22 protein-coding genes and 2 pseudogenes are annotated in these 22,973 nt (G+C 44.2%); 9 read left to right on the forward strand and 15 right to left on the reverse strand.

The window, feature by feature from the left end; translation table 11 throughout:
- Nucleotides 1-71: 71 nt before the first annotated feature.
- The 3 genes from ITG10_RS14880 to ITG10_RS14890 all read right to left on the reverse strand — a co-directional run bounded on the left by ITG10_RS14880 (nt 72) and on the right by ITG10_RS14890 (nt 2,873).
- Complete coding sequence (locus ITG10_RS14880; RefSeq protein WP_017632860.1) at nt 72-752, reverse strand: haloacid dehalogenase type II; 681 nt, start codon at nt 750-752, stop codon at nt 72-74.
- A 201-nt stretch (nt 753-953) separates the two neighbouring features.
- The gene (locus ITG10_RS14885) at nt 954-1,757 is read right to left on the reverse strand and encodes a MetQ/NlpA family ABC transporter substrate-binding protein (RefSeq protein WP_248386467.1); all 804 of its coding nucleotides are present in this window, start codon (nt 1,755-1,757) and stop codon (nt 954-956) included.
- Nucleotides 1,758-1,964: 207 nt separating this feature from the next.
- Nucleotides 1,965-2,873 (reverse strand): dienelactone hydrolase family protein, encoded by a 909-nt coding sequence (locus ITG10_RS14890; protein ID WP_017630274.1) that lies wholly within the window; start codon nt 2,871-2,873, stop codon nt 1,965-1,967.
- A gap of 345 nt (nt 2,874-3,218) precedes the next feature.
- Between ITG10_RS14890 and ITG10_RS14895 the strand changes: the two genes are divergently transcribed.
- On the forward strand, nt 3,219-3,845 hold the full coding sequence (locus ITG10_RS14895; protein WP_017630273.1) for a type II secretion system protein: 627 nt from the start codon (nt 3,219-3,221) through the stop codon (nt 3,843-3,845).
- Between the two features lie 11 nt (nt 3,846-3,856).
- Here the strand turns inward: ITG10_RS14895 and ITG10_RS14900 are convergent, their stop codons facing one another.
- Nucleotides 3,857-4,312 carry an Lrp/AsnC family transcriptional regulator gene (locus ITG10_RS14900; RefSeq protein ID WP_012604166.1) on the reverse strand — a complete coding sequence of 152 codons (456 nt, stop codon included), beginning with the start codon at nt 4,310-4,312 and terminating at the stop codon, nt 3,857-3,859.
- 142 nt (nt 4,313-4,454) lie between these two features.
- On the opposite strand from ITG10_RS14900, the gene ITG10_RS14905 reads away from it, so the two are divergent.
- Entirely contained in the window at nt 4,455-6,266 is a 1,812-nt protein-coding gene (locus ITG10_RS14905) for a PLP-dependent transferase (RefSeq protein ID WP_017630272.1), read from the forward strand.
- A 57-nt stretch (nt 6,267-6,323) separates the two neighbouring features.
- On the opposite strand, the gene ITG10_RS14910 is transcribed toward ITG10_RS14905, so the two are convergent.
- The 8 genes and pseudogenes from ITG10_RS14910 to ITG10_RS14945 form a co-directional block, all read right to left on the reverse strand.
- Nucleotides 6,324-6,569: a hypothetical protein gene (locus ITG10_RS14910; RefSeq protein ID WP_017630271.1), complete on the reverse strand. Its 246-nt coding sequence runs from the start codon at nt 6,567-6,569 to the stop codon at nt 6,324-6,326.
- Between the two features lie 340 nt (nt 6,570-6,909).
- A pseudogene (locus ITG10_RS14915) lies at nt 6,910-8,951 on the reverse strand (FUSC family protein).
- A gap of 125 nt (nt 8,952-9,076) precedes the next feature.
- Entirely contained in the window at nt 9,077-9,802 is a 726-nt protein-coding gene (locus ITG10_RS14920) for a metallophosphoesterase (protein WP_017630270.1), read from the reverse strand.
- Between the two features lie 88 nt (nt 9,803-9,890).
- On the reverse strand, nt 9,891-10,394 hold the full coding sequence (locus ITG10_RS14925) for a YcxB family protein (protein ID WP_248386468.1): 504 nt from the start codon (nt 10,392-10,394) through the stop codon (nt 9,891-9,893).
- Nucleotides 10,395-10,862: 468 nt separating this feature from the next.
- Nucleotides 10,863-12,857, reverse strand: coding sequence for a choice-of-anchor X domain-containing protein (locus ITG10_RS14930; protein ID WP_017630268.1), 1,995 nt, complete (start codon nt 12,855-12,857; stop codon nt 10,863-10,865).
- A gap of 12 nt (nt 12,858-12,869) precedes the next feature.
- Nucleotides 12,870-14,387, reverse strand: a complete 1,518-nt coding sequence (locus ITG10_RS14935) for an alpha/beta hydrolase (RefSeq protein ID WP_026084183.1) — start codon at nt 14,385-14,387, stop codon at nt 12,870-12,872.
- Nucleotides 14,388-14,877: 490 nt separating this feature from the next.
- The gene (locus ITG10_RS14940) at nt 14,878-15,993 is read right to left on the reverse strand and encodes a nickel/cobalt transporter (protein WP_248386469.1); all 1,116 of its coding nucleotides are present in this window, start codon (nt 15,991-15,993) and stop codon (nt 14,878-14,880) included.
- A gap of 94 nt (nt 15,994-16,087) precedes the next feature.
- Nucleotides 16,088-16,810 carry a DUF1007 family protein gene (locus tag ITG10_RS14945; protein ID WP_248386470.1) on the reverse strand — a complete coding sequence of 241 codons (723 nt, stop codon included), beginning with the start codon at nt 16,808-16,810 and terminating at the stop codon, nt 16,088-16,090.
- A gap of 316 nt (nt 16,811-17,126) precedes the next feature.
- Between ITG10_RS14945 and rcnR the strand changes: the two genes are divergently transcribed.
- Nucleotides 17,127-17,402, forward strand: coding sequence for a Ni(II)/Co(II)-binding transcriptional repressor RcnR (gene rcnR, locus ITG10_RS14950; RefSeq protein WP_017631168.1), 276 nt, complete (start codon nt 17,127-17,129; stop codon nt 17,400-17,402).
- Between the two features lie 9 nt (nt 17,403-17,411).
- Here rcnR and ITG10_RS14955 read toward each other — a convergent pair whose 3' ends face one another.
- Complete coding sequence (locus ITG10_RS14955; RefSeq protein ID WP_277619149.1) at nt 17,412-17,567, reverse strand: DUF1289 domain-containing protein; 156 nt, start codon at nt 17,565-17,567, stop codon at nt 17,412-17,414.
- A gap of 134 nt (nt 17,568-17,701) precedes the next feature.
- Between ITG10_RS14955 and tnpA the strand changes: the two are divergent.
- The 3 genes and pseudogenes from tnpA to ITG10_RS14970 all read left to right on the forward strand — a co-directional run bounded on the left by tnpA (nt 17,702) and on the right by ITG10_RS14970 (nt 20,397).
- A pseudogene (gene tnpA / locus ITG10_RS14960) lies at nt 17,702-18,135 on the forward strand (IS200/IS605 family transposase).
- Between the two features lie 197 nt (nt 18,136-18,332).
- Entirely contained in the window at nt 18,333-19,007 is a 675-nt protein-coding gene (locus tag ITG10_RS14965; protein ID WP_026084451.1) for a response regulator transcription factor, read from the forward strand.
- The gene (locus tag ITG10_RS14970) at nt 18,991-20,397 is read left to right on the forward strand and encodes a HAMP domain-containing sensor histidine kinase (protein WP_248386471.1); all 1,407 of its coding nucleotides are present in this window, start codon (nt 18,991-18,993) and stop codon (nt 20,395-20,397) included. Before ITG10_RS14965 ends, ITG10_RS14970 begins: the two co-directional genes overlap by 17 nt.
- A 32-nt stretch (nt 20,398-20,429) precedes the next feature.
- Here the strand turns inward: ITG10_RS14970 and ITG10_RS14975 are convergent, their stop codons facing one another.
- Nucleotides 20,430-21,254 carry a DMT family transporter gene (locus ITG10_RS14975; protein ID WP_026084450.1) on the reverse strand — a complete coding sequence of 275 codons (825 nt, stop codon included), beginning with the start codon at nt 21,252-21,254 and terminating at the stop codon, nt 20,430-20,432.
- A 239-nt stretch (nt 21,255-21,493) separates the two neighbouring features.
- Between ITG10_RS14975 and ITG10_RS14980 the strand changes: the two genes are divergently transcribed.
- Both ITG10_RS14980 and nqrM read left to right on the forward strand, forming a co-directional pair.
- Nucleotides 21,494-21,940 (forward strand): NifB/NifX family molybdenum-iron cluster-binding protein, encoded by a 447-nt coding sequence (locus ITG10_RS14980; protein ID WP_017632879.1) that lies wholly within the window; start codon nt 21,494-21,496, stop codon nt 21,938-21,940.
- Entirely contained in the window at nt 21,937-22,134 is a 198-nt protein-coding gene (gene nqrM, locus ITG10_RS14985; RefSeq protein ID WP_248386472.1) for a (Na+)-NQR maturation NqrM, read from the forward strand. The genes ITG10_RS14980 and nqrM overlap by 4 nt, the downstream gene beginning before the upstream one ends.
- Before the next feature lie 43 nt (nt 22,135-22,177).
- On the opposite strand, the gene ITG10_RS14990 is transcribed toward nqrM, so the two are convergent.
- Complete coding sequence (locus ITG10_RS14990; protein WP_017632878.1) at nt 22,178-22,456, reverse strand: DUF134 domain-containing protein; 279 nt, start codon at nt 22,454-22,456, stop codon at nt 22,178-22,180.
- Between the two features lie 44 nt (nt 22,457-22,500).
- Here ITG10_RS14990 and ITG10_RS14995 point away from each other — a divergent pair, with 44 nt between their 5' ends.
- Entirely contained in the window at nt 22,501-22,914 is a 414-nt protein-coding gene (locus tag ITG10_RS14995) for a PaaI family thioesterase (RefSeq protein ID WP_017632877.1), read from the forward strand.
- Nucleotides 22,915-22,973: the final 59 nt, after the last annotated feature.

Genomic DNA, 22,973 nt, shown 5'->3' on the forward strand with positions numbered 1-22,973 from the left:
TTGATCAAACGAAGGCCTCGCATGTGCGAGGCCTTTTTTTGTATCGAATCAGGAGAAAGCCTCTTGAGGTATTACTTTTCCAAATTGCGCTTAATGATTTGTTCCACCACACCATTCATCGTTGTGGAGCTAATTTCAGGCTTCAAATACAGGGAATGATACTCAACTCCTGTGCGGTCTATGTAGGCTGCTTGTAAGCCAGCAGATAACGCACCATGAGTGTCCCAATCGTGAGTTGCCACAAGACGAAGGTTTTCGACAGGCTCTTTTAACGTTTCTGCTGCAAATCTATACACATCTGGATTAGGTTTGAAACTGCCTGTTTCTTCAACGGAAATGACAGTGTCGAAATAGTCTTCTAAGCCCGAGTTCTTGATTTGAGAAGTGATTAGGTCGAGGGATGAGTTGGAAAAAGCGACGGTTTTAAAGCCGTTGTTACGCAATTCAAGTAAAGATGCTTTGATATCAGTGTGCGGTGGTAGATTGGCAAAGGAAGTTAACAAGGCATCTTTGCTTTCCACCGTTAAATCACACTTGTATCTCTGTGCAATAGCGTCGAGCGCTGCATTCGCTAGTTCAGAAAAAGTAGACTTTACGTTTGTTGCGATGCAAACCGTTGAAGAGTGCAAAAGCTTTGAGAACCACAGCGATAGTGCATCCTCACTGCCAAATACCGCTTTAAATTTAGGCTGTAATGACTCCAAATTTAAAACCGTTTCGTTTATATCAAACAGTATCACTTCTTTATTCATGCGAAGAACCCAGATTTAATTGAATTTCGTACTTAAATAATCCGCTCTGATGACCCGGTTTTCAACCTCGATTTAAGTAACTTAAGCTTTGCTCTCTAATTAGAAAGAGGGCTGGAATGAGTCAGCGATGAACATGCCACTCAAATCTGGCGTTGCTTACTGAGTTGCAGACAACGCCAAATCTGAAATGATTTATTTAGCTTAATTTGCAGCTTCGATAGTGCCTTTGAAAGTGGTGTCTAAAAAGTCATTGATCTCTTGAGAGTGGTAAATTGAAATGATCTTTTTATACGTTTCATTGTTTTTGTCTTCTTCTCGCGCTGCCACAACCATCACAGCTAAAGGTGCGTCTTTTTTCTCTAAGTAAATGCCTTGTTTCTTAGGATCGAGTCCAGCCGACATTACGTAATTCATGGTGATTGCTGCTGCATCTACATCGTCAAGAGAGCGGGGTAGTTGAGCGGCATCCACTTCAACAAATCGAATGTTCTTCGGGTTATCAACAATATCGTTTAATGAAGCGTTGAAACCAACGTTGTCTTTTAAAGAAATCAGCCCAGCATCTTCAAGCAACAATAGTCCGCGCCCGCCATTCGTAGGGTCGTTTGGAATCGCGATTCGTGCGTTATCTGGGATAGAGTCAAGCGAAGTGTACTTGTTCGAGTAAACGCCCATACGCATCAAAATTGAACGTCCGATAGAAACTAACTTGCTATCATGATTGGCATTAAAGTTATCGAGAAATGGCTGATGCTGGTAACTATTCAGTTGGATACTTCCATCATCCAATGCTGCGTTAGGGGTGATGTAGTCTGAGAATTCGACGAGTTCAATGTTAATCCCTTGCTTTGCTGCTTCTTTAGCGACTGCCTGTACAACTTGTGCATGTGGGCCAACTGTCGCGCCAATCTTGATGACAGCTTCGTCTTTTTCTCCACATCCTGTCACGCCGAATACGAATGCTAATGCCAACAGGGATGCTGTGATTTTTTTGTAGCGGTTCATGATAACTCCATTTAATTAACCAAAAGACGTTTGGGTGTCTAGATGTCTATATTATCTATTTATAAAGTTGGGTCAATAGGTTTGTTAGAAGCAAAGTTAGATCGAGAAAACAAAGGCCTCGCACGTATGAGGCCTTTGGGTTTCGTTGAGTAAGGTATAGGGCAGTCACTTGAAATTTAAAGAAAACAGATTCGGTAATCTCGCCTATCAAGAAAGCTTTTGGTTAAAGAACTCAAGCGTGCGTGCCCATGCTAACTCAGCTTCTTCTTCAGCATATCGACCAGTTGAATCGTTATGGAAGCCATGATTCACACCGTCATAGATGTAAGCGGTATAGTCTGCTCCATTCTCTTTGAGTTCGGCTTCATAGTCTGGCCAAGTTGCATTCACACGTTTATCGATTCCAGCGAATTGGATCAGTAATGGCCCTTTAACGTTCTTTCTTAAATCAGGAGCGGCAGGAGTGCCGTAAAATGGAACGCCCGCATCCAGTTGCTCTGGCATTACCGCCGCCAACATATTCACGATATAGCCACCGAAGCAAAATCCTACAGCGCCTAGTTTTCCGTTACTTTTGTCATGAGACTTCAAGAAGTTCGCAGCGGCGATAAAGTCTTCTTCGATTTTCTCTCTGGATAATGATTTTTGCATTGCTCGACCTTCATCATCATTGCCTGGGTAACCGCCAAGCGAATAGAGTGCATCAGGTGCAAACGCAATAAACCCAGCGGCCGCGAGTCGTCTCGCCACATCCTTTACGTATGGATTTAAGCCTCTATTTTCATGAATGACCAATACAACAGGCGCATTACCCTCTAGCTCTTTGGGTACCACCAAGTAGCCATAGCCTTCTCCGTGTCCTTTAGGCGAAGGAAACTTCTCGTAGGTTGCTTTGATGGAAGGATCATTGAAAGAGACTTGCTCTGCCTTCGCATAATTAGGAATCAATGCAGACGTTAATGTTGTCATGGTTAATCCAAGTACAGCCAACCCGGATAGGCGAGCCATAAACTCTCGGCGATCAATCAGACCGTGTGCATATTCGTCGTACCAATCAAATGCTTCTTGGGGGATAGATCGAGTTGGATCTGATTGAGATTCTGTACTTTTATTCATAACTTTTCCTTGTTGTGAGTTGTTTGATCAATCAACTATAGTGGAAATCTTAATATATTTGAACGATCGCTCAATATCTTTTTGGCTATTTGTTATATCAAAGTACAAAAATTAGATGACAGTCAGATAAAACGACCACTTCGGAATCGATCCCCATGTCTCAGGTTTGTTTTTTTATTTGGGGGAGGGTCTAGCTCTAAATTGGCCTTTAAGAGCTAGGCATATTTACGGTCAATAAGGCAGTATGTTTCAATACAAAACGCTTGATTTTACTCTGGTATAATCTTTCCCCATAAGAGAAGCCTTAGCGTTATTAGAACTGTTTTGATGAGAGATAAAGATTAGATGTTGAAACTTTTGTGCCAGATAAAAAAATGGAAACTTGCAGCGTTTAGTTTGCTCATACTCATTGCCGCATTTTTTATCTACAACCAGTTTGGCAACCGTATGTCCCGTGTCGACGAGGCAAACTTTTTGATCGGGCAAATGAATACTGTGTTGGATGCCGCTGAGCAATATTCTCGTGATAATGGTTCTTTGCCTCCAATTACTTCCGATACCGACACCAAATACGGATACTTAAACATCAATCACTTAATTGAAAATCCGGGCCTATCAACATGGAAAGGACCATATCTACCTTTTGACGATACTTGGATAGGTGGCGATCAGTACATCGATCATCCCGATTACATAGCAACGCAATTACTGCTTAAAGAAAAGGGCAGCCAATGGGCTCGAGGAAGCTCAGAGACAGGTTGTGAATCGTCGTCAGCAACCTGTTCTCTTGCGGCTTGTATCTGGTTGGTACCAACAAAAGTGGCACAAGAAATTAATCAAATTATCGATGGCACCACGAGTATCGAAAGTCCTAATACGACCGGAAAAGTACGTTACGACAAAGCTTTTGGTGGCGCACTTGTATGTATGATTGGAGATGACTATCCAATTCCTTCTACACAGCCTAACTAAGTCGTTTCTAATTACCTTACTGGCAGCTTAGTCTTTGTTTTTACCTGACCAAAGGCGAAGCTGGATTCAATAGAAGCAATATTGGGCAGGCGAGTTAGTTGTTTACGGATAAATTGCTCGTAGCTTTTGAGTGACTCGCTCACTACATGTAATAGGTAGTCGTGATTGCCTGTCATTAGAAAGCACTCCAACACTTCATCAATTACTTCAATGTGTTGCTCAAAATCTCGCATGTTCTCTTCTGTCGGCTTTTCAAGCTTCACCAATACAAACACATTCACAGGTAAGCCACACGCTTCTTGATCTACGCTGGCGTGATAGCCGCGAATAATCCCTTGTTTCTCCAGTGCTCGAACTCGGCGTAAGCAAGGTGAGGGGGATAGCGCTACGCGATCGGCCAACTCTTGATTAGTCAGGCGAGCGTTGCTTTGCAGTTCAGCCAGTATTTTCTTATCGATCTCGTCCATTAGCATATTCCATTAATATTGAAGTTTATTTGGCAATATTATTGCTCAAAGTGTATGTCTTACTTCGCAAATAGCAATTTTTAGCATCTGCCCAAAACTAAAATTAAAGGAGGAACAACAAGCATGGAATGACTTAGGAATTATGAATACTTCAACTCAACTTAGCCCGCTGCGTAAAACCACTAAACATGAACAAGCGGAAGCCCTTGCCATTGAGCAAGCAAAACACTTTGGTATCGACCCAAATAGTGATTATGGCGTCACGCTGATTGAACTGGCGACGACCCTGTACAAAGCTAATACCAAGACACACGATCTTTGGGCATTGACGGTTGATGGACTTTCAGAACTCGATAAGAGTGACCGGATCGCTTGGTTTAACGCAAAACGTTTTTTGTCATTCCAGATCGCGAAGATCCTAGACAACCTGCAAAACCCAATGCGTGCCACTTACCAATCCATTGCCACCAATAATGGCAATTTTGCTTCAAAAGGTGCATATCCTATCTTCGATAATGTTGCTGCTATCTTCTCTGCAAGCCCTGTGATTACTCGCACTGCGACCTATTTGTTTGCGTGTACAGAATGGATTGAGGATGCGTTCAACGGTAAAGAACCGCTGCACGATATTTATTCTCGACTGCTTAACCCAACATCGATCTCACTGGCTAACCACATGGTTGACCTAGAGGCTGGTTCTAGAGCCAACGAGTATCTCGCATGGAACTTTAACTCCGGTATGGCGGCCATTGATGGGTTGTTGAGTCACTTACTTGGACATGAAGACATTGTTTTGGCCTCACGCAATATCTACGGCGGTTCCTACCAACTGCTGGAAGATTGGTTTGGCAAGCCTTCTAACTTAAATGTCGCGGTAGAGTGGGTCGATGGTTATTCCGGTGATGAGTTTGCGACTCGCCTTGATGAGGTTGCTGAAAAATATACTGACCGCCTCGCCGCGGGTAAGAAAATCTATGTTTACCTTGAATCACCGTGTAACCCGCATGGCTTCGTGTTAGACGTTGCTAGCATCAGTAAAGCTGGTCACTCTCGGGGGTGGGATGTGATTGTCGACTCAACAGTAGGTACACCATTGCTTCATCCTGTACTCAAACGTGACGATGTGGCGGAAAGGCCCGATTATGTGATTCACTCCTACACCAAAGAGCTTGCAGGTTTTGGCACCACAACGGCTGGCGTAGTCATTGGTCGTAATGAAACTATGTTTGTGCCAAAAGGAGAGGAGGTGACTTTCACCAAACCCAATGGCGATGAGGCAATCATTTCATGGAACGAAACGCTGTTTTGGAATGTGTACTACATCAAAGGCGCGTTCTTAGATGCAGACAAAGCGTTCGAAGTGCTCAATGGTATGAAAACCTATGAGATGCGTGTAGTGCAAAAAACAATTAATACACTGACTCTCGCGAAGATCTTTGATGCTCACCCAGACATCAATGTGTCGTGTCCTGCTTTGCCAGACAGTGATAACTATGAACATTGCCAAAACCACATGTATTTGGGGCTACCAGCAGCGCTGTTTACTATCGATATGGAAGGTAACGGCAATCGTGCACCAATCAATCGTGATGGGTTTAAACAGTTCTTCGATATGCTCGAGCCCGCTATCGGCATGCAAGTGAGCTTAGGGCAAACTAATACGGTCGCCTTGTGTCCAGCATTGACCACGCATTCAGAACTCAGCGACGATGCACTCAATGAAGCGGGCATTAAGCCAACAACAATGCGTATTTCGATTGGGTTGGAAGATCCTCGAATGTTCATTGCTCATATTATCGAGGCAGCCAAGTTATCGATTGACCGCAATCATGCAGACTTCTCATCCAGTTTCCCGAGTAACGAGCGTATCGACGAAATCTATATGCAAACCTATATGGATGTCCATCAAAGGTTCGTGAAGAGCTTGCCGAAGTTCGGTCAGCTTAGTCAGTAAATAAAAAACATCCTGCTGACCGAATAGTCGGCAGGGTGCATCTTTCTAACCAATTTCTTAGTCTTTGGTTTGATGACCTGTCTTCTTGGCAAACTTTTGCATCGCTTCGGCAAACGTCGTTGTTCCGCCTTTCGCTTTAACCTGAACCACCTCAAATCCTTGGCTTTCCAGCGCTTGGCGCTCTTCTAAAACGGCCTTGTCATCTGGTTGACTGCCTTGCACAGGCTGATGAATGTAACACCCCTCAAGTTGACCATCTTCGACCAGTTGGTGGTGTTTCAGTGCATTGATATCAAAATTCATAGTCAGTCTTTTCGTTTAAATGGAAAGTCTCTTTGGCAAAGGCCGTGAGTCTTTATAATTGATTGTTTGTACCATACGGCATCTTAACCATAAGAAGCTAGTGTAAATGCAGGAAGCAGAACCAAGAAGCCAATCTCAATACAATTACTTAACCAAATTACGACGGCGTTGGGTCGGAGTCATTCCGAATCTTTATCGGAAAATTTTACACAAGTAACTGGTGTCTTTTACGCCGATCTCATCCGCCAGTTGTATCAAGCTATGGTGGGGATGGATTGATCGCTACTGCACGTGTTGTAGGCGCTAGTTGCTTGCGAGGATATAATCATAATGCTGTTATCTAGCTTTCCAGATTGCGCCTAACTAAATCGTGCATCTGTTTTATTGTCATCAAAGCTAACCAGATGATTTCTTCTACCGAGCGTTGACCCGCTGTGGAAGTGGGTTGGTCGGCATCGGTTTTATTGGTTAGTGCAGGTAGTTCATGGACGCGGTTATCACGGATGGTATTGATCAACGCGTCCATCGCATCATGAATTAAGCGTTCGACTTGTTGCGTCCCTTGGTATTGCGTGCCTGTTCTGATGAGTGGAATCAGCAAGCAGAGATAATGGCTCAACAATCGATAGTGACTCAGCATGTCCTCGTAATAATGGGGATCGGCTCGAGTGTGTCTTGGCTCTTGCTGCATCTCATTGTAAATCAGCTCAAGGTCGCTTTCTGCGGTGAGCATCGCAGCACGTTGCTTAGTTAAGTCCATGTGGTCGCGTTGTTCAGGGTCGACTTGCAGTTGTTCATAGCAATACACAAACAAGCTTTTTGAACTGTTCAGAGCCGTTAGCGCTTGATTGTGGATCTCTTTTCCTCGCCATTGTGGCCACAACAAACCATAACCGAGCAGCACAATAGCACTACCAATGATGTTGTCGATCAAACGTGGCGCTGCGAAATCGAGCCCTTGGTGCGCCATGGTTTGATAAATTAAAATCAATAGCGCGGTAATACAACCAATGGCGAGCGAGTAATTTCGCATGATGTTAAGCATCGCGACGGGCAAGAGGACGACAATTAACGTATACATCGCGGTCGTTGATACGCCAATATGAATCAAGGAAGTCGCAAAGAGTACGCCAAGCGCAGTACCCAAACAGCGTTGCCAAGTTTTACTGCGTGTCGCCAAGAAGCTTGGCTGAATCACCATGAGCATCGAAATCAATACCCAGTCAGGTCGGATCAATTCAAAGTATTCGGCAACCCCAGCACCAAGCGCGAACATTAAACCGACACGGGTAACATGACGCCAGATTGGGTTGCCTCGGCCTGGTAGACGGAAAGACAATTCGAACGGCTGCACTTCAAAAGAGCGTTCATAAGCGGGTTCATTAAGCTCGATACGGCGAGAAATGTGCTTCACAGCGTAGGCCCAATAACGAAAACGGGGTTGGTCTTCAAGCTTCACTGTTTCAATCAAGTCATTGGCCTCTTGCTCTAATGAGCTTAAATGCTTCATCTCTTCGTTCGTGTTGTGCAATAGCTGTTTGGCTTTGTGTCTTAATCGTTGCTGACAATGTTGGCTCCAAACCAATAACAAATCTCGCTTTTGTTTACTGGATTGAAATTGGCTTAATAGGTCGGGATTCGTGGTGTGACTGCTCAGTATCACTTCAAAGGTATCAAGAGCAAGGAACAAGGCTTGTCGGAGCGAGTTTGCATCTTCATGTTTAGAGCGAAAAGATTCGGATTGAAGCGCCTGTTGGAACAACTCGATGAGCTGGTATTTGATGCGTCTTTTTGGCGCTTCATTTTCGCCTCCTAACAAGAAGGCTTGGCGATATTGGATGTAGTCTGCCAACGTCTCGTAAATTGCAGACAAACATACGCGCAGCGCATAGTGTTTCCACAGGGCAAACCAAAGCCAGCTAAATAGCGCGAAAGTAAGAGGGCCCAGTACCAGCATTGGGTACAAGCTTAGCGCTGTGTTGGAATTATGAAGTGATAGGGTAACGACAGCAATCAGGAGGCTAGACATGCCGAGTCGTGCTCAAAATGGACCATTACCGCCGCACTGGCAAGTAAGGCACCCAGTGCGCCATAGGTTAACCATAAGGGCAGCCCGCTGATCAGCAGGATATAACTGACGGCTAAAGTGATTCCCCAAGCGGTTGCGGTAATCGCAAAACGTGTCCACCGCCTTGGGCCTGCAGCATCAAGGCCACTAATCAAAGCGGCAGGCATGGTCATGAGTGCGGTCATGGCAATATTGATATGACTCGACAGCAACCCTAAGCCGAAAAATAGCACAATGGCACTGGTGGCGCGAAGCCCTAGGTTAATCGAAGGGGAGTACCAGATTTTACGCAGAATGGCAGGAGAAAACGTCATAGACCCTCTTTACTTGCTATGTCTCATTCAGTGTAACGCCAAACCTATGTATTGTGCTGGTTTCAATCACAGATTGATGAATTGAAGCTACAAGGGTTAAGACAGCAAGATTAAAGATAGAGGGCTCAAAAATAGACAGCTTGATAATCGATTGAGTTAGTAGAACAACGAATTCGACTCAATCCTACCTTTTCGCTGCGATTGTATTCATTGATAGAGTGGTCAAACCCATAGGCGGTTGAAGGTGCCATATATTGGGTTATTCCTTGTTGTGTGGCAGTTATTCCATCATGGCCGTGACCACAAATAACGTCTCGCACGCGATACTTGCGAAGCACCTTCATTACCTCGGTATCGTTTTCCAAACGGATTGCTTTCATCCATTCAGAACCGACGGGAATGATAGGGTGGTGAATTACAACGACGGGATCATTGGCCTTTCTTAGTTGCTGTTTTAGAAGAGCTATTCCACGGTTATTAATACGCCCTGAACCTAATGGATGACGGCTATCAAGCGGCTTAGCGCTAGAGTCCAGAAATACAAACTCTCGTCCATTGATAATCGCTTTATCGGTGACGAAAATCGTCGAGCTTTTTAGCTCAGTACGCATTAAGCAAGAGTCGTCATGATTGCCCGCAATCGCGTAAATAGACTTGGTGTTAATGTGTTGCCTTATGAACGATTCCAATCGAATGTAGTCACCCGGTTTGGGATTACAACAAATATCACCGGTCAGGAAAATGGTCTTACAGGTTGGATCGTTAGCGACGTGTTCCAAGGCTTTACGCAAGTTCTCGTAGCTGGATTCATTTGAAAGGTGGCAATCACTGATTTGGTATACGGTAGTCATTGATGTTGTCCGGTTATTTCATTCACTTTTTGATAGGTGATAGAAAAATGCCTGCTAAGTCAGCAGGCATTTATTGGTGTTAGTTTGCTTAGGGCGTTTTAGGAGCGTTGGAAGCTTCGTGTTGTTCAATCATGAAGGCAATGGCTTCATCAGTTAAACAAGATTTACTCACATATTGGCGCTGTTTACCGATATGAAGGATAAAGCCGAGATCGGTCTGCTCAAGTTGGTCGATGTCAGTCCACGCCATAGTGTTGGTCGCTTTGTGGTTTTTGTAACTCACTCCGTTAACATCACCTTGAAAGACTATTTTACTGCCAGCGCCTGAGCTGATTTTTTGTCTCCACAACCACCAGGTTCTTTTGCAGTACACACTGAACGCTTCAATCACACTCAAAACAATAAAGAACCAACCAACGTAGCCATTAGGTAATAGTTCAAACTCTAGTAGAACCACACCAAAAATAAGAAACAATATTCCCTTTAAATAGGCTTTTGGAAACTGAGTCGGAAGGCTAGTTTGATCATAACACTCTGCAAAAAACGTCTTGTCGAGGGTGTATTCTGTGGTGAAACCGGGTTCTTTAGACATGTGTGACTACTTTAAGGTTCTCTATAAATGGGCTTTCTATAGATGGCATCCATGCTGCATTCTTGCAACTTGAGCATTATATCGCTTCTCGGTGCTTTTCTTTAGCGGTTTTAACCCTCTTTTGTAAATCGATGATACTTATCGGGTCCATTCTAACCATCGTCACATGGCTATCTTAGGGGGCATCTCTAAGATCAACTAAAAAATTGGTGATGGAACGGATAGACCGGTGGCGTCGCTTTGTTGTTTGGGCCATTGCCCTTTTTGGATAAAAATTCGATCTTATGTTGGTGATTGATGGGCCTAAAGTGGGTAGCGTTGCTTTAGCACTACTGTTGAAGATGCTGGCGTAGTCAAGCTCTAAGAGAATAAAAATACAAAGCTTATTAAGTTCATCACCGTTCACTCTGAGAGGTCATGCCCGAAGCGAGACATCGGGCATGACCTTGTTCTATTTCAGTCAAGGGGTCAGTATTCGATGAATAATGACACCTGCTTAACGTTAATGAAATAACTTATTTCATAAGGAGCTGAGGTAAGAGCTATATCTAGTTTGTTCAGCCCAGATACTCTCTTCTCATTTAACGCTTCTAATAGTTTAGAGTTGGTAAACTTAAGCGTTTGACCTGCTTCTACGTTGTTGAATGTATTTAGCGGATTGCTCCACGCAGGGCACACAGCAAAAGATTGACAGAATGTATCGTAATCCAATGTACTCGGAGACCACGCTTTATCAACTACATATACTCCCACATTGTTGAATGGGAATTGAAGAGTTGAATCTCCGAAATCAACAATAAGCGTTGCCTGTTTAATTTTCCCTCGAACCTCGCTTAAGTCAAAACTCGCTAGTGTTTCGTAGTCGTATGGGATTGAAGCCCCCGCCCTTAAGTAACCGCCGACACGATGTTGCGTGACTTGTGTTGCCGGGGTTGCTTGCCAGTTTTCTCTTTCTAACCCGAATAGGTTAGAGGGGAGGGTCACGTTGACTGGCGGACTGAAATCAGAGGCTTGGTATGGTGGAGTTTGACCGAGGACTCCTTGTCGATAGGAGTCAGCGCCACTATAGATTAACAGTGCGTTCAGCTCATAAGGACCATCGGCTTGTTTAAACGTGTCACCAGGAACGGTAAATTTGATAGTGTTTTCGCCAGCCTCAAGCGGCTCTTGGAAACTCACTAGCTCTAAATACTCTCCGGCTGCCCCCACGATATTTACCGAACCTGTGTAAGTTCCACTGCGCGTAACATGGACAGGAAACTCAAAATTCAGCGAATCAATGTAGGTTCCATCTTGCGACATAGTCGGTGTGGTGACTAAATCCCCCGTGACTTCAATCGGTTCGCGGCAACGCTCAAAAGATGCTAAATAAATCAATTCTTCAAACTGAATTCGAGGAGCTGAAACTCGTATGTCATCTTGAGTGATTGCGTAGATGATCGTCGGATTGGAGATCAAAGTAGACGTCGAATCAAACGCGCCAAAAATATCTTCAGTTGAGTACTGTAGACTGACGATTTGCTTCGCAGGTTTTAGTTGCAGACGTTTGCTTGTGTTCAGCTCGTCAATTCCATCGGTGAGGTAACCATGAATGGCAAAGTCACCCGCGGATTTAACATCAAGTTCCAAGCGCTGCTCTAAGGCAATAACACAGCCTTCAGAGGAAAACAATGGAGCGAGTGAGTGGCTGACAAATTCAATGTCAGCGGGTAGTACGTGGATTTTTTTACTTGTCTGGCGATTGATAGTTTTTCCATATTCTTCAAAAGACGTTGTGCCTTCAATTAGGTACTCGCCTTCAGTGGGTGGAACAAAAATATTGCTATAGACACCATCTTCAGCAACAGCATCGAAATTGACACCTTCATCTTTAAGCTTTAGACGTGTTTGTACTCCAGTTTCATCAGTGATCACTGCGTTGGTTTGGGCACCTGTAATCGGTAACCCTTTGTTTGTCAGTAATGCAGAAACAGGAACTGGTTCACCGACCACAAATTGGTTAGCGGCTATCGCCATGCCAAACGCAATAGGGGACTGGATCGCAACTTGAGCAATGATTACTGTGTTGTAACTTGGGTTTGGAAAATCAACGACGATCTTCCATTCGCCAGATTCAGGGTTAGTGATTTCAGGTAAAAATACATAGCTTCCCGGTAGCGGCGGACTTTGTGTGTCACCTGAAAGGATGTTCGCTTGCACATCATTGGATGATGTTGCGACTTGCCCGTTAGGCTTGACTAAATATACGGTTGCATCATCCAACGGCACGACGATTTCTGCTTTTAGGGCTTCCGCTTTGTCGATGGTAAATAACATTGTGACTTCGTTATCGCTATTAGTCACTGGCTGAGATAGTGTCGTACTTGTACTCATCCCAACGGGTATTGCATTACTGGCGATAGCCGGTGTGATGAAGGTACAGAAAAGACTGAACACCATCACTAATTGCTTGATGAATTTCATTGTGGCCACTCCTTAGCGCATTGAAATAATTTGTTGTAGAAAACGTTCAACGTTTTGTCCCGTTTTCATTGTTGAATGGTTAGCCAATACGTTACCCAATGCATTGGCATAACTTGGGTTAGCGCTTGCCAAGGTCACAACAACATCATTTTCTTGCGGTACTGTTTGAATGGCTTGGTAACTGACTATGGTGATTGGATGAGCTTGTGGTCCATACACGCTTGGCGTTGTGACCGACTGAGTTTGAGTATCGAGGTAGGCCGCAGAACTAAAGCTTCTTAGTGCCTGCCAAGCGGTAACGCCCGCCCAACGCGAACCCCATGGGAATAGACCAACGATGTCAGGATCTTTCTCAATAACACCGTCTTGGTTGAGATCGGCATTTGCCCCAATAGAAAATGTATTTGCAATATTGCCGCGAGTACGCATTTGGAGCGCGTTCGATGCGGTATCTGTTGTTAGATCACGGATACCAGGCATTTTAGGGCCTGCAAACGGTATATTTGGGAGCTGCATGTATTTGCCTGCGTAATTATTTGGATCGGCACTGACGTTACTGTAGATATCGGCGTAGTGGTCCATTTTTATCACCGACAAATCTGCTGCGACGCTACCAAGGTGAGGTGTCGAGAAAGTAGAAAGGGAGGTTATCTCAAAGGAAGGGCTAAGTGCTTTGAGGTTTTGGGTATCTAGCCCGCCTTTACTGTGCGCAATGACGTGAACTTTATCGGATTTCAACTCATCGAGAAAACCCTGAATTTTGTTGTTCAAGATATTAGCGTTAGTCGCTGTGGTCCCATTTTTGTCAGCAGAGAAACGAGTATAACGAATGCCATAGTCATCAAGTGTAGAAAGCACGCCTGGAGCCGTATCATCATCCCAAGTGTCTGATTGTGCAGCAATGCCATGGGCAAGAACTACAGGAATGGCAACATCAAACTCGATTGAGACCCAATCGACAGACATACACCAGTTGTCTCCCGTATTGCCAGTATCAATATCGACGCGAATCTCATTGTTTTGGCCGAACTTGATATCACTGATATCGACTTGAAGGTTAGTATCCGTCCAACGGTTATCAGCGCCTTGCAGCGTACTTAAAGATTTTCCGTTAAAAGATACGACATCTATTTCTGGAGCAATATTACTGACGTTGGCATTGGAGTCTATGTCGAAGACCGGCATGCTGATCCTTGCGTTAGAACCGATAACGCCTTTTTGCTGCATATCGCCCAGTTTACTTGGGGCTATTCTCCCGTCATTTTGTAAAACGTTGGGGCTTACGACCATAGGAACAGGTAAAGAGATAAGTAGAGGTCCGCCAGAAGCATAGGTACAACCGGTATCCAGACCAGGACCAGAATTGACAACATAAACGCCGAGTTCTTCTTGCGGTGGGGCTATCCCAGAGCTTTGTGAACGTATCGAAAAATTACGCAATTCGTGTGAATCAGGTATATCTTCGGCATTCGCGAAACTCGGAGAAAGTAACAAAACACTGAGCGTGGCGCTCGGAATGTATAGTTTCATTTGTTTACCTTTGAGTATGGTTTATCCAAGAATTTGGGTGAAGAAAACTTTATTTGCAGAAGTAAGGTAGAGGTTTGAATTGTTATGTGAAACTTGCTGCATTTAATTTCGACTGGTTACTCAATTGATAAAACCGTTGCTCTATTTTTTTGCAAAATAGGAAGAGCACGATCGCAGTTTCTGGATTGCGGGAAGCTGTGCCCATATTTTTAAAAGGTGGGGATAGTTATTTGGGATTGTTAGAATAATCTAAGTTAGTTTATGGAAACGTAGCTAAGAATAGGAAAGTAACAGTTTGATGTGGCTTCGTTACAGATTATACATTTAGTGTGGTGTTCTGAATGGTTGATGACTAACCTAACGGACTGTGTAAAGTTAGGTTAGTAGAAATTATGTAGTTGTTAATTCAGGTTGAGAGATAAGGACTAGTGTCCGTTAGCATAAACAGCAAAGGTTGTAACAAACTGAGGTTTGTTATTATATCGTGCGCTTACATAGTAAACACTGGCGACATACCACTGTCTTGTCCACTCATTAGCAACAAGCCAATTAAGACAAGTAAAACACCACCAAATAGCTGTAAATAATGACCTGCGGCTTTTAGTGACGCACTGTTATTCTTGTTACCTGCTGCCAAATAGCGTTTTACCAAGTTCTTACCTGTTAGTGTCATGATTGCAATCGTCGAGGTCGTGAACGCGGTACCTACTGCCATGGCGAAGGCACTCAGAACGCCCATCCAATACAAGCTGACCATATTCGCGAACAGCAGAACCATAATGGCACCTGTACATGGTCTTACTCCAATAGTAACGATGATTCCGGCGTATTCACGGAGCGTTGAAGCTTTGTTTATTGCGTCTGCATCGGCAACATGCTGGTGGCCGCATCCACAGTCGGCATGAGAATGATCTGCGTGAGAGTGCTCTGCAGATTGTAATGCGCTAGATGGATTCAACATCATTGAACCTGGAGATACTGATGAGCGAAGCGCCATTGGTGATTGGACTGAAATCGACGAGCGAGCAGACATTGGCGAAGACGTATCAGCCGCTAATGTGGTGATGGCTTTCACTTTCAACTTTGGCTTACGCATCGTTGTATAGATGTTTTTCAGAGCTTTCCAACAGATCAAAGCACCCACGACCGCGACTAACGCAAAGCTCAACGAGACAAACATATTAGCCTTGTCATTCACCACTCGCATTGATGCGCTAAAGCCCCACAGCAATACACTCACCAGTAAGATAGCAACCAGCGCTTGTAAAAACGCAGAGACAACCGTGAGCACGAGACTCGCTTTCGCCTTAGTTGGGTGAGTTGCTAAGTAAGTGGACACGATAACCTTACCGTGACCTGGGCCTAAAGAGTGAAGCATGCCGTAGACGAAGCTGAATCCGATGAGGTAGCTGCCTGCGCCCCAAGGGTTATACTTAGCTTCATAGAGTAGGTCAGCAAGCTCTGAGTTAACTTCTCTTTGCCATTGGATACTAGAGATAACCAATGATGGCCACATAGACCACAATTGGTATGCGCCGACAGCAACCAGTAATAAAGCGCCAATACCAATGAGGTAGTAATTTGTTTTGATTTGATTTTTCTGCATTTAACAAGAACCTGTATCAGAGACCTTTCTCATTGAGTGAGAGGTTTAATGAGTTTGAGTTAAGACGTTTTATAACTGAAACGACCCATTATGATTAAGAAGCTGGAACTGCAGCACAGTGAAGCTCAACCGATTGAGTAAACAGTTGGCCTAACGTGTTGTCTGGATCGGCATCGGCAGGTAAAGACATCGCATAGCTCATTTGTTCAGGTGTCGGGTTTGGTTCAATGATCTCCAACTGGCACTGTCTTGCGAGTGAAGACGATAAAGTCACATCGTTATTTGAGATCCACGACATATCGACGAAGTAACTTGGATCAAAAATCAGCACGCGAAGCGAGTCTCGGGTAACGTGTTTTGGTTTTGAAAGTGGCAGGTCAAAAGTCAGCACCATCTTGGCTTTGTCACGCTCAAATTTGGCATGTTCAGCCACTTGATATTTGATTGGCTCTTCACCGTCATAGAAGTAGGTGAAGTAGTGCTCGTACATCATGTTTTCGATGACGGATGCTGCAAGGTTTTTGTATGTCTCGACTTCTTTTTCTGGAGAGACATCTTCCCCGTCTAACATGTACATAGATGTCATGGCGTCAAAAGACCATTCCATTGAAAGGCCAGTGATCATGCCGTTTTCGCCTTCTATGTGGGTTTTCATTTCAATCCAAGAATGCGGGTGAGCAGATAGGCTCGGAGCAAAAGAGAATAATGCCAACCAAAGAGGCAAGCGCTTAATAGAACGTAAGCCCGCTGAAAAACGGCTTACATAGCGCGAAGGTAGGTGATTGAATGCGTTGGTTAGAATAAATAGCTGTTTCATGAGAACGAATGGTTATTTAGTTTAATGTTATATTATAACAATCCGTGCCATTGTTCACTTCAAAATGTAAGTTTGTTTACTTCTAAATTGTCTCAATCCATGACTGCCTGTCTAATTCTCTTATCGCTATTAATTCGTTGAATAACGCTCATCGCAGCATTAATTAAGTCAATGTTTGAGTGGCGCGCAGCTTGGTTTGGATCTTAACGCGTCGATAGGATTACACACCCTATTGGCTTAGCAACTACCCCCCAGTATAGGTAAGGTGCTATATTACTTGTTAAATCTTTCTTCCAACCACATTGAGTAACAACGTATGTCACACACAGCCAAAGATCAGAAAAAACTCAAGGCAAGAGTGAGCAAGATACAAGGTCAGGTTAATGGTCTTAAAAAGATGTTGGATGATGAAGAACAGCAATGCCAGGATGTATTACAACAGATTGCAGCCATTCGTGGCGCTGTGAATGGCTTGATGCGAGAAGTGATCAAAGGTCACCTGCTAGAACATGTGGTACTAGAAGATGACAAAGTTCAGCGTGAAGAAGATATGGAAGTTGTGCTTAAAGTCTTAGACTCTTACATCAAGTAATCGGCTTGGTTAATCTGCCTTCATTTGAGACTTTCTTTTCTGCAGCTCTTTCTTAAGAGTATTGATGGCGTAAGGCTTCATCGATTTCCAAGCCTTACACTCTTCTCGGGTTCTCCCACACCCCAAGCACCATCCTTTACTGTTTGAAAAGTCGCACATATCAATACATGGGCTTTTTTGTTTTCAGCCCTAAACCACCTACTTCAGTAGGTGGTTATCATTCAGTTTGGCTTTGCCTGTAGTTCTACCCATGTTAAATGCTCCCTTGATTTTTAGCGAAGTCAAAGAGGACAAATAACATGAGCAGATATAATCAAGCTTCCCACGTATTTTGGAGATGTCAATATCACATAGTGTGGACACCAAAGTATCGATTTAGGATTTTGAAAAACAATGTAGGTAAAGAAGTTTATCGATGTATAAACGTTTACTGTAATCAACTTGGATGTGAAGTCGTTGAATTAAACGTTCAAGTTGACCACGTGCACTTGGTAGTAAAAGTTCCGCCTAAGTTATCGATATCCAAGTTGATGGGCGTATTGAAAGGCAAAATAGCTTTAAAACTCTTTAGTAAATTTCCATATTTAAGGAGAAACAAACTCTGGGGTAACCACTTTTGGCAAGGGGCTATTTTGTCGATAGCGTAGGGGTTAATGAAGAAATCATTCGACGCTATGTAAGACATCAAGAGAAAAAAGAGCGCGTGGAGCAGCAGCAATTGGCGTTGGACTAAACAAAGGCCCCCTTTTAGGGGGCTCACATAAAGCCACCTTCTTTAGAAGGTGGTAATTTACTCAACAGGTTCATACTAACGAACGCAGGATTACGAGGAGCTTTCTCGAACATTACAAAGTTGCAATGTTGGTTATATTCGAGAAAGGATATTGATAGAGTGTGTTTAGACCACGGCTAACAGATAAACGGACGTTAATGAAAATACTATTGATTGAGGATGACATTCATATCGCAAAATTTTTGGTGAACGGTTTTCAGCAAGAAGGGATAACGGTGACCCACTCAGCGGATGGTGTTGATGGATTACACGAGGCCGTAACTGCAGAATGCGACGTGATCATTCTCGATATCATGTTACCGAAGAAAGATGGATTTGAAGTGCTTGCCGAGCTGCGAGGGCAGGGCTACGCGACACCCGTCATCATATTAAGTGCCAAGCACTCGGTGGAAGAGCGTGTGCAAGGGCTGCAGTCGGGGGCAGATGATTATTTGGTGAAGCCTTTTGCATTTCCTGAGTTACTCGCTCGTTGCCAAACCTTGGTGCGCCGAGGAAAGCAACCGACATCTCAACCATTAGAACTGCATTATGGTCCCCTAAGTCTAGACCTTCTAAAGCACACGCTACAAAGAGATCAACAAACGATCACCATCAATCAACGTGAGTTTATGTTGATGAAGCTACTGCTGGAAAATCCAGAGTCAGTGATGTCGAAAACGGCGATTCTTGAGCATGTTTGGGGACATCAGTTTGATCCGCAAACCAACGTTGTGGATGTGCTCGTGTGCCGACTTCGCAGCAAAGTCGATAAAGGTTTCTCTAAGCCACTGATTCACACACTTCGAGGTGTTGGCTATGTCCTCAAGTCGTAGTATTGAACAGGCGCTTGCCAAAACGCAGAGACATTTATTGGTTCGTTTTATGTCGACCTTGCTACTCTGCTTGCTGCTGGTGGAAATGATCGTGGGGGCCATTTTCTTTTTCGATCTTTATCAAACGGAGAAGAAGATTCTTACGTCAATGTCGACTGAGTATCAACGTATTCTAACTTACGACTCTAGCGAACGTTTGATTCACGTTTTAGAGGCTAACCCACATCGGTTACTTGAGAACAACATAGCCGCTTATAAGGTTGAAAAGGGCGTTTCATCTGAGGGAACGTTCATTGCGGGAACTCAACACCAACCAGCAACAGAGCCTTTTTCCAGCTACCAAATTGAAGACAACCGCTCGTGGCTAGAGAGCTTCATACTTAGCCCTTATATGTCTTTGGCAATTGAAGGGGAGCAATATGACTTCTGGTTGGTCTTGGACAACCGTTCGAGAGATTATGTCGCTTACAATCAATGGTTAATGACCTTGTACGCATTGCTTGCACTTGTGGCGGTTACTGCGGTGTTTACTCGTAAAATTATTCACAGCGCGATGTCGCCACTGATTACCTTTGGCGATCTGCTCGATAAGTTGAAAAAAGGGCAGTTAGAACTTTCCAGCATTAGCGATCAGAAAGAAACCGAATCTGAAACACAGCAACAAGGCCTCAACATCATCAGTTCCAGTGTTCACACGGCGGTTGCGAAACTGCAGCACGTGACGACTACCTTGAATACGACCGTCGATGCTATCGCACATGATATTCGAACCCCTTTATCTCGCATCACTTTAGCGTCTCAAACCGCATTGCTGAATAACGCCGATGAGCGAGCAATGAAAGATGCGTTGGCAGACTGTTCTGAACATGCGATGCAGGCAAGTAATATGCTAACCGCCTTGATGAAGCTAAACGATGAACTTACTGGCAAGCGCACACCACAGAAAGTGCCGACACAGGTATCGGATGTGATTACCAATGTGGTGAGTTGGTATGAAGATGTCGCTGAAGATAAACAAATCGAGCTGCTGGTGGAAGGTGAGCTTAAGGTTGTTGTTCAGTCAGACCCTGAAAAATTGTCTCAGGTGTTGGTCAACCTTGTAGACAATGCCATTAAGTACACGGAACCAAAGGGGAAAGTGACGGTTCATGTAGATAGAAATGCTCTGGATAAGGTAGAGATTAGCGTTCGAGATACTGGTATAGGTATAGAGCAGAAATATCAGGATCTGATTTTTGAAAGGCTTTACCGAGCCGACAGCAGCCGAAGTAACGTTGAGGGATATGGTCTTGGGTTATCTTTGGCGCTTGCTATGGTCGAGAACCTCGAAGGCACTTTGAAAGTGAAATCTGAGCTAGGTGTGGGGAGCACCTTCACACTTACGCTTTGATAAGCGGGATTGCAGGTTGTCGTTTTTATTGGCTACGAAGGACGGCGACCTTTGTAAGTAACGAGTAGGTTACCGAGCAGCATCACCACACCACCGATGATTAGCGAGAACGTCAATGGCTCGTCATAAAGCACAATTCCGACTACCGCGATAACAGGAAGCCTGAAGAAGTCGAGTATCATCACCAGAGTTACTTCAGCGTTCTTCATGGCTTTGGTCAAACAATAATGAGCGGAGAGTGCCGAAAGGGCGACGAGGAGCAACCAAGCCGATTCAAGAGTTGTAGGTGTTTTCCATACTTGCCAAGACAGAATCAAGCCGATAGGCAGTTGGATTAAACACATGTAAAACAGGATGCTCAGCGGAGCCTCGGTGCTGGCTAATGATTTGGTCGACGTATGCGCGACTGCGTAACAAAAAGCTGCACACAACACGACAATAGCTCCGGCATTCATGACATCTTGAGTCGGCTGAACAATGATGACAACGCCGAATAGCCCTAATGCGATAGCCAACATTTTCTTAAGCGTCAGACTTTCGCCCAGGAAAAGGCTCGCCAATAGAGCTGTCCAAAGTGGGACGGTGAATTCAAGCGCGAACACTTCCGACAGGGGAAGTAATCCAATTCCAACAAACCAGCCAAACTGCCCTCCAAAGTGAAAGACATTACGCAGGCTATGTAAGCGGAGTCGCTGTGTTGAAAACAGTCCCTTTTGCTTGGCCGCGATGATCAGAAATGACACGACACACAACCCAATGATGCTTCGTACTAACAACACTTGATAAGTACTGATGTTACCGCTAAGCTCTCGCGCTCCGATGGCCATCAAACTGAATGACATCAGTGTGCCTATTATCCAAAGAATCGTTGATGAGATAGTGATTTCCTTATCGTGCGTATCAGGTTTCCATACTGAGTGATTGTGCAGAATTTAACCGCTTCATTCAATTGAAACCTATTGTTTAATCAGATTTTGCATACTTGCCATTTAGATCTCTACAAACGGTAAATCTAATTTTCCACACGATAGTTATTGGCATATGCAAATAACTAGGCGTATTCTGAGCTCCTGATCATCAATAACAGGAAGTTACCATGTTATACGCAGTACCTTGCCGCGACCTTCATATCGGCAACCACTTTGCTCGTTCTCCTCAGATAGCTATTGTCGATGAGCGACAACAAATCAAGCATCTTATCCCTTTGATTGAGTCAGATAGCCCGTGCAATAAGAAGAAACAATGGATGTCTGTCGTTAAATCTTACGATGTGCAGGCTGTGGTGGTTCGACACATCGGGAAGAAGATGTTGGCGCACTTGTTCAACAACGATATTCGTGTTTTTGCGTCTAAAGAAAAGGCGGAAGTGGCGACTTTGGACTTCAACAATCTGCAAGAAGTCACCGATCTTGATTACGGCCGAGAGTCACGAAATAGCGGATGCAGCAAGAAAACGTGTGGCGAGAAAGGATACAAGAAAGAAACGTTGATTCTCACGCCCCAGTTAAATAGGTTCAATGTTATTCGAGGTGTCCGAAAATGACATTCTTACTCACACTCATGGCTTTTGTTGGAGTGATTGCGTTAATGGCGATAGGCGTGATTTTTTCACGTAAGCCAATAAAAGGCAGTTGTGGAGGACTCGCGCAGGTAGACATTGAGCGCGAATGCAATTGCAAGGATGTGTGCGAAGGGCAAAGCCGAAAGCTGTATCAGATTACTGAGCCATCATATTAGTGCTCTTTGAGATCCTTTCGACAAGCAAAGTTAAAGCTTCGAACTATGAGCCTTGAATCACTAATGCATGACCGTTGACGATGCACTCAGCGACTTTGGTTCGTGCTCGTTTAATGATGTTTCCGAATGTTTGGCGCGACACCTGCATTTGCTCGGCGGCTTCAAGTTGGCTCAGACCTTCTTGATCCGCTAAGCGCAAGGCTTCCAATTCTTCTAACAGCAGTTCTTCCTTATGAAGTTCATCCATAGGAACACCATTGGGCTTGAAACAAGAGTAAGCCGCACGGGTACATAACTGGCGATGTTTTTTTGGTCGAGCCATATCAATCTCTAAGAATCTAAGGGTAAAAAGGAATAAGGGAAAGTATGAAGGTTTTCATTCCTCACAACCATCGCCGTTGCCAAGTGTGCAGCCAAGGTTTTTTCGCAGACAACCCCATTTGTTTTGAAACCGTTGGCACGCATGAAGTTAAACCTAAGTATGATGTTATAGCCAAGATTGTACCAACAGATAAAGTCGAGGGCTACGATGGCATCATGCAGGGCGGTATTGTTACCACATTACACGACAGCGCGATGCTGCATTGTTTGTTCCAAAACAGTATCAATGCGATGACGGTGAGTTTAACGTCTCGCTTTCATCATCCAATAGCAATTGGTCAAGAGTTGGAAGTTCGCGCTCAATGGGTCAAAAGCAGACGCAAGATTCACTTCTTAGAGAGCAAAATTATTCAGAATGGGAAGTTGTGTTCATCGGCACAAAGTCAGTTTATGTCTTAGGTTTAGAGCTCAATATTTTGCAGAATAAATAGGGTTCTCTATAGTTAAAGTAACAACTA

The organism is Vibrio sp. ED004, assembly GCF_023206395.1.
Classification (GTDB): Bacteria; Pseudomonadota; Gammaproteobacteria; order Enterobacterales; family Vibrionaceae; genus Vibrio.

What these genes read in the sequence shown, in the direction of transcription:
- ITG10_RS14880 (WP_017632860.1), bottom strand. Translation starts at nt 752, where the DNA reads ATGAATAAAGAAGTGATACTGTTTGATATAAACGAAACGGTTTTAAAT.
- ITG10_RS14885 (WP_248386467.1), bottom strand. Translation starts at nt 1,757, where the DNA reads ATGAACCGCTACAAAAAAATCACAGCATCCCTGTTGGCATTAGCATTC.
- ITG10_RS14890 (WP_017630274.1), bottom strand. Translation starts at nt 2,873, where the DNA reads ATGAATAAAAGTACAGAATCTCAATCAGATCCAACTCGATCTATCCCC.
- ITG10_RS14895 (WP_017630273.1), top strand. Translation starts at nt 3,219, where the DNA reads ATGTTGAAACTTTTGTGCCAGATAAAAAAATGGAAACTTGCAGCGTTT.
- ITG10_RS14900 (WP_012604166.1), bottom strand. Translation starts at nt 4,312, where the DNA reads ATGGACGAGATCGATAAGAAAATACTGGCTGAACTGCAAAGCAACGCT.
- ITG10_RS14905 (WP_017630272.1), top strand. Translation starts at nt 4,455, where the DNA reads ATGAATACTTCAACTCAACTTAGCCCGCTGCGTAAAACCACTAAACAT.
- ITG10_RS14910 (WP_017630271.1), bottom strand. Translation starts at nt 6,569, where the DNA reads ATGAATTTTGATATCAATGCACTGAAACACCACCAACTGGTCGAAGAT.
- ITG10_RS14920 (WP_017630270.1), bottom strand. Translation starts at nt 9,802, where the DNA reads ATGACTACCGTATACCAAATCAGTGATTGCCACCTTTCAAATGAATCC.
- ITG10_RS14925 (WP_248386468.1), bottom strand. Translation starts at nt 10,394, where the DNA reads ATGTCTAAAGAACCCGGTTTCACCACAGAATACACCCTCGACAAGACG.
- ITG10_RS14930 (WP_017630268.1), bottom strand. Translation starts at nt 12,857, where the DNA reads ATGAAATTCATCAAGCAATTAGTGATGGTGTTCAGTCTTTTCTGTACC.
- ITG10_RS14935 (WP_026084183.1), bottom strand. Translation starts at nt 14,387, where the DNA reads ATGAAACTATACATTCCGAGCGCCACGCTCAGTGTTTTGTTACTTTCT.
- ITG10_RS14940 (WP_248386469.1), bottom strand. Translation starts at nt 15,993, where the DNA reads ATGCAGAAAAATCAAATCAAAACAAATTACTACCTCATTGGTATTGGC.
- ITG10_RS14945 (WP_248386470.1), bottom strand. Translation starts at nt 16,810, where the DNA reads ATGAAACAGCTATTTATTCTAACCAACGCATTCAATCACCTACCTTCG.
- rcnR (WP_017631168.1), top strand. Translation starts at nt 17,127, where the DNA reads ATGTCACACACAGCCAAAGATCAGAAAAAACTCAAGGCAAGAGTGAGC.
- ITG10_RS14965 (WP_026084451.1), top strand. Translation starts at nt 18,333, where the DNA reads ATGAAAATACTATTGATTGAGGATGACATTCATATCGCAAAATTTTTG.
- ITG10_RS14970 (WP_248386471.1), top strand. Translation starts at nt 18,991, where the DNA reads ATGTCCTCAAGTCGTAGTATTGAACAGGCGCTTGCCAAAACGCAGAGA.
- ITG10_RS14980 (WP_017632879.1), top strand. Translation starts at nt 21,494, where the DNA reads ATGTTATACGCAGTACCTTGCCGCGACCTTCATATCGGCAACCACTTT.
- nqrM (WP_248386472.1), top strand. Translation starts at nt 21,937, where the DNA reads ATGACATTCTTACTCACACTCATGGCTTTTGTTGGAGTGATTGCGTTA.
- ITG10_RS14990 (WP_017632878.1), bottom strand. Translation starts at nt 22,456, where the DNA reads ATGGCTCGACCAAAAAAACATCGCCAGTTATGTACCCGTGCGGCTTAC.
- ITG10_RS14995 (WP_017632877.1), top strand. Translation starts at nt 22,501, where the DNA reads ATGAAGGTTTTCATTCCTCACAACCATCGCCGTTGCCAAGTGTGCAGC.